The sequence below is a fragment of the Nocardia paucivorans NBRC 100373 genome (assembly GCF_000308675.1).
Classification (GTDB): Bacteria; Actinomycetota; Actinomycetes; order Mycobacteriales; family Mycobacteriaceae; genus Nocardia; species Nocardia paucivorans.
Genome location: NZ_BAGE01000018.1, coordinates 107,220 through 115,041, shown reverse-complemented (window position 1 = coordinate 115,041; position 7,822 = coordinate 107,220). Strand labels below are relative to the sequence as shown.

The 7,822-nt window shown below is 67.3% G+C and carries 8 protein-coding genes; 2 read left to right on the top strand and 6 right to left on the bottom strand.

Annotated elements, in window-relative coordinates; all coding sequences use genetic code 11:
• Nucleotides 1-7: 7 nt before the first annotated feature.
• The 6 genes from ON32_RS03160 to ON32_RS03135 all read right to left on the bottom strand — a co-directional run bounded on the left by ON32_RS03160 (nucleotide 8) and on the right by ON32_RS03135 (nucleotide 5,987).
• The gene (locus tag ON32_RS03160; RefSeq protein ID WP_040788568.1) at nucleotides 8-1,852 is read right to left on the bottom strand and encodes a non-ribosomal peptide synthetase; all 1,845 of its coding nucleotides are present in this window, start codon (nucleotides 1,850-1,852) and stop codon (nucleotides 8-10) included.
• Nucleotides 1,849-2,883 (bottom strand): HAD-IIIC family phosphatase, encoded by a 1,035-nt coding sequence (locus tag ON32_RS03155; RefSeq protein ID WP_040788566.1) that lies wholly within the window; start codon nucleotides 2,881-2,883, stop codon nucleotides 1,849-1,851. Before ON32_RS03155 ends, ON32_RS03160 begins: the two co-directional genes overlap by 4 nt.
• Nucleotides 2,880-3,848 carry a 3-oxoacyl-[acyl-carrier-protein] synthase III C-terminal domain-containing protein gene (locus ON32_RS03150; protein ID WP_083874003.1) on the bottom strand — a complete coding sequence of 323 codons (969 nt, stop codon included), beginning with the start codon at nucleotides 3,846-3,848 and terminating at the stop codon, nucleotides 2,880-2,882. The genes ON32_RS03155 and ON32_RS03150 overlap by 4 nt, the downstream gene beginning before the upstream one ends.
• 14 nt (nucleotides 3,849-3,862) lie before the next feature.
• Complete coding sequence (locus ON32_RS03145; protein WP_051132799.1) at nucleotides 3,863-4,978, bottom strand: acyl-CoA dehydrogenase family protein; 1,116 nt, start codon at nucleotides 4,976-4,978, stop codon at nucleotides 3,863-3,865.
• A complete protein-coding gene (locus ON32_RS03140; protein ID WP_245550775.1) occupies nucleotides 4,975-5,208 on the bottom strand; it encodes an acyl carrier protein in 234 nt (77 codons plus the stop codon). Before ON32_RS03140 ends, ON32_RS03145 begins: the two co-directional genes overlap by 4 nt.
• A 155-nt stretch (nucleotides 5,209-5,363) precedes the next feature.
• Nucleotides 5,364-5,987: a TetR/AcrR family transcriptional regulator gene (locus ON32_RS03135; RefSeq protein WP_040788563.1), complete on the bottom strand. Its 624-nt coding sequence runs from the start codon at nucleotides 5,985-5,987 to the stop codon at nucleotides 5,364-5,366.
• Between the two features lie 175 nt (nucleotides 5,988-6,162).
• On the opposite strand from ON32_RS03135, the gene ON32_RS03130 reads away from it, so the two are divergent.
• Complete coding sequence (locus ON32_RS03130; protein WP_040788562.1) at nucleotides 6,163-6,975, top strand: SDR family NAD(P)-dependent oxidoreductase; 813 nt, start codon at nucleotides 6,163-6,165, stop codon at nucleotides 6,973-6,975.
• A complete protein-coding gene (locus ON32_RS03125; RefSeq protein ID WP_040788561.1) occupies nucleotides 6,972-7,799 on the top strand; it encodes a TIGR03619 family F420-dependent LLM class oxidoreductase in 828 nt (275 codons plus the stop codon). The genes ON32_RS03130 and ON32_RS03125 overlap by 4 nt, the downstream gene beginning before the upstream one ends.
• Nucleotides 7,800-7,822 lie beyond the last annotated feature (23 nt).

The following is a 7,822-nucleotide window of genomic DNA, read 5'->3' as shown; positions in this document are numbered from 1 at the left end:
ATTCCCTTCACACCTCGAAAGCCAACGGCGCGTCATCTGCCGACGCGGATTCGGATCCGGCCGATGGCTCGGACAAGAGTGCGGCGGCCTGCGCGGATACGGTGTCGAGGTCGAACAAGGCCCCTACCGATATCGCCCCCGGCCATTTCTCTTGCAGACGCATATGCAGTGCCACCACCCGATGCGAGTTGCCGCCGACGTCCAGGAATCGATCCGTACGGTCGAATTCGTCGTGCATGAGCACCTGCGACCAGATTTCGCCGACCGCCCGCTCGGTCTCGGTCCACCGGTCCCGCGACGGGGCCGTGTGCCCTTCCGGATATGAGCTCAGTAGTTCGCGCAGCGCCGCCTCGTCGAGTTTGCTGCTGCCCATCGCAATGGGCAGGGTGTCGATGGCCACGAACCGGCTCGGAACCGATTCGGGCGCGAGTCGTTCGGCGCAGTGGGTGATCAGGGCGCCGGCGGTGGGCTTCGGCGCGGCGGGGTCCGCCGGTATCCAGAACGCCGCCAGGTATGCCGAGCCGTCGGCATCGGTCGCGTTCAGTACCACTGCCTCGCGGATGGCCGGATGCCCTTCCAGCACCATCTCGACCGCCCCGCGTTCGATGCGCACACCACGGATCTTGAGCTGGTTGTCGGTCCGGCCGTGGAATTCGATATCACCGTGCGCGTCGACGCGGGCGAGGTCGCCGGTCAGGTACATGCGGGCACCCGGCTCGGGCGAGAACGGGTCGGCCACGAACCGGGTCGCGGTCAATCCGGGTCGGGCCGCATAGCCATCCGCGACCTGCCCGCCACCGAGGTACAGATCGCCGCGGGTGCCGGGACGGACCGGCCGCAGCCGGGAGTCGAGGACATGGGCCATCGTTCCGTCGGTCGGGGTGCCGATCGGCACGATACTCAGGGGCGTCTCGGGTACGACGTAGTAGATACAGGTGACGGTCGCCTCGGTCGGACCGTACTCGTTGTGCAATCGGGTGGTGGGCAGGATCTCGCGGTGCTCGGCGACGAGACGAGGGGATACCGCTTCCCCGGCGAGCGTCACGAGCTGCAGCGTCGATGTGAGTTCGGCCAGCCGCGGCAACAGCAGTCGGTAGTACGAGGGGGTCGCGACGAGATGTGATGTCTTCCAGCGAACGGCGAGTTCGGCGACCGCCGTGGCATCGGGCAACGAGGCCGCGTCCGGGAGCACGCCGGTGCCGCCGACGGCGAGCGCCCAGGCCAACCCCATCAGCGATCCGTCCCAGATCAGGCGCATGGCCGAGAAGGTCACGAGCTCACCGTCGGTGTACGGGTAGTCGCGTGATCCGATGAGGGTGGCGAGATTCGCTCGCGAGACCACGACGGCCTTCGGTTCTCCGGTGGAGCCGGAGGTGGTGATGACATAGGCGGGGGCCTGCTCGGGCGGTTGCGCCGGCAATGCCACCTCCGGTGGTTCGACATCCTCGCCGATATCGAGTACCACCGGTTCGTGGGCGACTCCCACCGTCGATTCGGCCACATCCTCGGGGAGAGTCAGGGGGTCGCGCCCGTTCACGAGCACCGCGCCGCAGGTCACCGCCTCCGCCACCGACCGCAGGGTGCCCTCGGCACGACCGGGTTCGATAACGCACCAGGCCGCGGCCGCACGCAGTGCGGCGATCATTCCGACCACGGTATCCAGGCTCTGACGCTGGAATATCACTACGGTCTGTCCGGGGCGCACCCCGGCGGAGACCAGGCGGCGGGCCAGACGCGCGGTCGTGATATCGAGTTCACGGTAGGTGAGCGATCGATCGCCCACCACGAGCGCGATACGTTCGGGTACCCGTTCGGCCTGGTGGAGAATGCCTTCCAGAAGGTCGGATTTCATGAGATCACCTCGATATGGCCGGTACCGCCGATACGTTCGGGTGGAACATTGCAGGCCAACAGGATTCGTTCCCCATCGGATTCGATCACCTCGAAACCGGCGAATCTCAGGGTCACGAGCATGACCCGATTGAGCGGTGTGGACACGAATTCCGCGGTCGGCCGTCGACCCGCCGCACGGGCCCGCCGCACGACTTCCCGAATGAGCGATGTCCCGGCACCGCGCGACATCACCCGACAGGACATGAGCAGCAACAACAACACCGAGTCGCCGCCACGGATCTCCGAGACCGCCAACCCGATCGTGCCGTAACCGCCGAATCGATCACTCAGCGAGGCGACAAGCACCTCGTGGTCGGGCGATGCGCATAGTTTCCGCAGTTCATCGGCGTCGAAGGTGATTCCGGTGGTGTTCAGCTGATGGGTGCGCACGGTCAGCTCGTGCGCCCGGGCAAGGTCTTCCTCGGAGGCCTCTCGCACGGTCATGACCAGATTCAGCGAGGCGAGGAACTCCGCATTCGAGCCGGTGAACTCGGCCTCGCACTCCCGACGGGCCTGCTCGGCGCGGTAGTAGGACCGACGATGCCGGGCTTCGGGGGTGGTCGTCTCGGGGGTGAATTCCGGAAGATCGGCCAGGTCGGGTATCCGGTCCACCGAATAGCACCGTATCTCCGGGTAGGCGGCCGTCACCTCGGCCAATTCGACCGGGTCGTTGTCGACGAAGGCCAGGGTGTCGCGACCGATGTTCAGCGATTCGGCGATTCGCCGCAAGGCATCCGATTTGGGACCCCAACCCACCTCGACCGCGGAGAACATGTCCTCGATCCCGTGTCGACGCAGATGTTCGACGGCGGCCGAACGCTCACCACGGCTTGCGACGGCATGCAGGATACCGCGTTCGTCGAGAGCCCGAAGTGTCCGCAGTACTTCTGGTTTCGGAGCGCCGCCGTCGGACTCCAGCACGACGCCGGGCCATACGGTGTCGTCGAGATCCCAGACCAGACACTTCACCGTCGTCGATTGCGCCGTCATACCCGCATATCCGTTCTCCGTAACACCGCCGTGCTCCACGCGGCCACCGGACTGCTGTTGAGCAGCAGGGCTGCGGCGCCGGGCGCGAGGGTCGCTGCGGCATCGTCCAGATTGATCAGTACGTCCACCGGGCCGAGATGCCCATAGCGGGCGAGGTTCTCGGCGCAGGCGGGATGAATTCGCCGTTCGAGGGCTTCGGCCCAGAAGGCCAAGGACCCCACGGACAGGTTTTGCATGAGCACCGCCGAGATGTCCGCGGCGGACAAACCGTTGCGCGCCAGTACTTCAGCGTTGAGCGCGGTGAAACGTTTACTGCTCTCCACCGCGAGCCGGAAGGAGTAGGTCGGCTCGTCGGCGCACTCCTCGATCCAGTGCTCGCTGGGGACATCCCGGTAGTCGATGCGGAACAGGTCGGAGTATCGACCGTCGCTGCGCACGGCGATATCGACGAGTTCGTAACGGCAGTCCGCGCTGTCGGTGGTCAACAGCACGGCCGCGGCGCCGTCGCCGAGGATGGTCATGGGACTGCGGTAGCGGGCGCGGGTCGGGGTGCGCGCCGCGGCGACCACCAGCACGGTCCGACAGTGCGTATCACCACGCAACAGCGCAGCCGCGAGCCGCAATGCCGCCGAGACCGAGACACAACCCAGCTCGCCGATTCCGCTGACGAATGCGCGTTCGGCGCCCAGCACGTGCTGTAGTCGGGTTGCCTCGGAGGCAAGCAGATACTGCGGCGCTCGCCCCTGCACCAGCAGTAGCGCGTCCAGGTCGGCGGCGTCGAGCCCGGATCGGCGCAAGGCCTCGCGAGCGGCGCGCTCGGCGAGGTCGGTCTCCGTCGCTCCCTGGGCGCAGCGCACGGTATCGATCCCGAGAGACAGCGCGTGTTCGCGTCGCGCGGCCGGCAACTCACCGAGTTCCGGCAGATCCGACACCTCGAGCGTGCGCTCCGGAAACCACGTTGCCACAGGCCCGACCCCGATCACGACTCTCCGCCCTTCTCCTGTGTCACCTCGGTGAGCAGCTGATCGCCGAGGTGCAACTCGGCGACATCGCGGGAGCCTTCGATGATCTGCATGATCTTCGCGTCCCGGAAGAAACGTCCCACCCTGCTGTCCGGTGCACAGCCGGCTGCGCCGAGTACTTGCACCGCGTAGGCGCCGAGCTCGGAAGCGGTCTCGGCCGCCGCGTATTTCGCGGCCACGGTGGCCATGATGGCCGCCGGATCCGCGGCCGCCCGATAGCGCGCTGCGCGTTCGCACAGCGCCTGCGCCGCATCCACCGCGACTCGGTGGCGACCCAGGCCCGCGCGGATCTTCTCGTGCTCGGACAACCGGATACCGCCCTGGGTTCGTCGCACCGCGTGCCGGGCCGCGTCGTGTAGGCAGGCCCGCGCCATCCCCACACATCCCCAGGCGATGGTGTACCGACCGTGGTCCAGTGCGGTTCCCACCACGTGACTGAGACCGAAACCGGCCGGGGCGATGAGTTGTTCGCGGGGCACCTGTGCCCCATCGAAGGTGATGTGCGCGATTCGCGCCCCGCGCATGCCCAGTTGATCGGTTACCGGCTCGACGATCACCCCGGGTTGATCGGTGCTCACCAGCGCCGCCTGAAGGCCCCCCTCGGCCCGGCCGAGGACCAGCAGCACATCGGCCACCGCACCGAAACTCACCCAGAGTTTGCGCCCGTTCACCCGAATCGCGGTACCGGTGTCCTCGAAGACCGTCTCGACGCCGGCGAGGTCGGTGCCGGCACCCGCCTCCGTGGCGGCCAGTCCGGCGATCAATTCTCCCGTGGCCAGCCGCGGCACCCAGTGCGCTCGTTGCGCGCGGGTGGCCCACCGGTCCACGGCCGCGCTCACCATGCCACCGACGGTGAGCAGGCTGCGTAAGGAGGTGCACACCGCCCCGAGTCGGGCTGCGCTTTCCCCGAGTTCGTATGGGTCGAGACCGCGACCACCCCGCTCCCGTGGACGATCCAGACCGAGCAGCCCGGCTCGGGCGGCCGCACCGACGATATCGTCGGGCAACCCGATCCGATCCCACTCGGCCGCGGCGATACCCGCCGCCTCGATGAGATCCTCGATATCGGTCAACGATCCGCAGCTTCCCGTTTCTTCGTCACGAATGCGGCGACTCGCGCGGCGGTGCGGAAGTTGTCCAGTTCCAGATCCTCGACATCGACCTCGAGGCCGAACGTCCGCTCGACATGGGCCACGATCTCCAGCGCGCGAAGGGAATTCACCAATCCGAGTTCGAATATGTCGTCGTCCGGACGCAGTGTGGTCGCTGTTATCGAGCTGAAGTAGTCGAGCAACTGTGTCACAAGTTCGGCTGGAGCATCGGTTCGTTTGGGGTCGAGCGGAGATTGCACCGAACGATCGGATCACGACCGAACATCACGGTTCAAGACCACGGTCGTAGGGGCATCGCGATGAACTCGGCCTCGATACCGCCGGGTCGACAGGCTCTCGACCGTGGTTATCGCGGTGGTACGGCACTGGATTTCTCATGTCGGTCCCGTACCCACGGGGCGAGCAGTAAGGCGCAGGCGTGGCGAATATCGGCCGCGGCTTCGGTGGGGTCGAGTTGGCCGGCCGTGGCCCAGGTGAGGATGCCGTAAACGCACTGTTCCACCAGGCGGGCGAGCCGATGGTCCTCAACCGTGGGTTCGGCGATGCCCGCGACGGCGATGATGTGGTCGCGCATCGTGGGGTCCACCGTGACCGTGCCGGACGAACGCACCGCATTGGCCGATACCAGCATGGCCCTGGCCAACCGCGGCCGGCGCAGCAGGCCGGTCATGGCGTCCGCGAGGAAATCGGCGACCGCGGCGACCGGATCGTCGGGTTTCTCGGCCGGCACCGGCAGATCCCGGACCGCGGCTTCCAGTACCCCGGAGAACAAATGGTGCTTGGACGGGTAGTAGCGGTACAGCGTCCCCAATGCCACTTCGGCAGCCGCCGCGACATCGGACATCTGGACCCGCTCCAGGCCGTGCTCTTCGCCGAGTCGGGCGGCCGAGCGCAGGATGGCGCGGCGTCGCGCCTGCTGTCTCGTGGTGGACGCCCTACCCGGTTCCCGTGATTCCGCTATGCGCGGCACCGCATCACCTCCGCGAAAAACTAGAATTCAATCTAGTATTTTGCCGGTTCGGGTTGTACAACTGGACCATGTCGACTCTTCCTCGCCCGGTTGTCCCAGGTCCGCCCGGCACCGCCGGCGCCCGAGGGCGGCGCGACCTCACAGCGAACCGCCGACCTCGAACGGAGTACACGCGATGACCGGGATCGATCCACGCCGCTACGGCCCCTGGGCGGTGATCACCGGCGGCTCCGAAGGTGTGGGGCGCGCATTCGCCTTGCGATTGGCCGCCGCGGGCATCCATCTGCTGCTGGTGGCGCGGCGATCCGCCCCACTCGACAGCACCGCCGAGCAGTGTCGGACCCTCGGCGTCGAGGTGCGCACCCTGGCCACCGACCTGTCCCGGCCGGCGTCGGCAGCGGAGGTTACGGCCGCGGCCGGCGAGGTCGAGGTCGGCCTGCTGATCCACAATGCGGGCGCCAATACCCACAGCGCCCCCTACCTGGATGGCGATCCGGCCGCGTTCCAACAGGTGATCGACCTCAATATCACCACCCCCCTGGCGCTCATCACCCATTTCGGCGCGGCAATGCGGCGCCGACGGCGGGGCGGAATTCTGCTGGTCGGCTCGCTGGCCGGTTATCTGGGTTCCCGGAATCACACGGTCTACGGCGGGGTCAAGGCCTTCGGCCGAATTTTCGCGGAAAGCCTTTGGCTCGAACTGCGCGAATACGGGGTGGACGTGCTCGAACTGGTCCTCGGGGTAACGCGGACACCGGCGATGGAACGGGTCGGTCTCGACTTCGACATTCCCGGTATGCCGGTGTCCGAACCCGACGAGGTCGCCGCGGAAGGACTGGCCATGCTGGGCCACGGCCCGGTGCATATCATCGCGGCACATCGCCATCTGGCCGAACAGCGCAACAACCCCGACCGGGCGGCGACGATACTGCGCGCCGACCGGATGATGAGTCGGCTGATCGGCCTGTCCCCAGGGGAAAACCGGTGAGAATCGGCCTGTCCACACCGATCGTGGTGCAGATTCCCGGCGTCGCCTCCCCCTGGGAATCCACGGCCGGGGTCGCAGAACTCGTGCGGGTGGCCGAGACCGCCGATGCGCTCGGATTCGATCATCTGACCTGCGCCGAGCACATCGGCGTACCGGTCGAGGTGGCCGCGACCCGCGGTGTCACCTACTGGGATCCGCTTGCCACCCTGTCCTTCCTGGCGGCCCACACCTCGCGGATTCGACTGGCGACCACGGTCGTCGTACTCGGCTATCACCACCCTCTCGCTCTGGCCAAGCGCTACGGCACGCTCGACCGACTCAGTGGCGGTCGCCTCGTACTCGGCGTCGGGGTCGGCTCCCTGGCCGAGGAATTCGCCCTGCTCGGGGCGGAATGGGACAAGCGCGGCGCCGTCGCCGACCGGACGCTGGCGGCTCTTCGCGCCGCATGGGGGCGAAGAGAGGTCGACGGATTCGTCGTCGAACCGCATGCCGGTTCCACTACCGCGACCATCTGGGTGGGCGGTCGCAGCCGCCGATCTCTGCATCGTGCGGTGGAATCGGGCAGCGGCTGGGTCCCGTTCGGGCTGTCCACCAGGGCGCTCGCCGAGCACCTGGGCACGGTGGATCTGCCGGATGGCTTCGAGATCGTGTTGAACTCCGGGCACGCCCTCGACCCGATCGGCGATCCCACCGGCGCGCGAGATCGATTGAGCCGGCTGCGCGATATCGGCGCCACCGTCGCCACCTGCACCGTCCGGGCATCCGATATCGAGCACTACTGCGATCAACTCGCCGCACTCCACGCCCTGGCCGAGCCGCTCTGAGACCCACGCCCCGATCACCACGA

Bases quoted from the DNA above. Each gene is read 5' to 3' on its own strand.
- ON32_RS03160 (WP_040788568.1), bottom strand. From the start codon at position 1,852: ATGAAATCCGACCTTCTGGAAGGCATTCTCCACCAGGCCGAACGGGTA.
- ON32_RS03155 (WP_040788566.1), bottom strand. From the start codon at position 2,883: ATGACGGCGCAATCGACGACGGTGAAGTGTCTGGTCTGGGATCTCGAC.
- ON32_RS03130 (WP_040788562.1), top strand. From the start codon at position 6,163: ATGACCGGGATCGATCCACGCCGCTACGGCCCCTGGGCGGTGATCACC.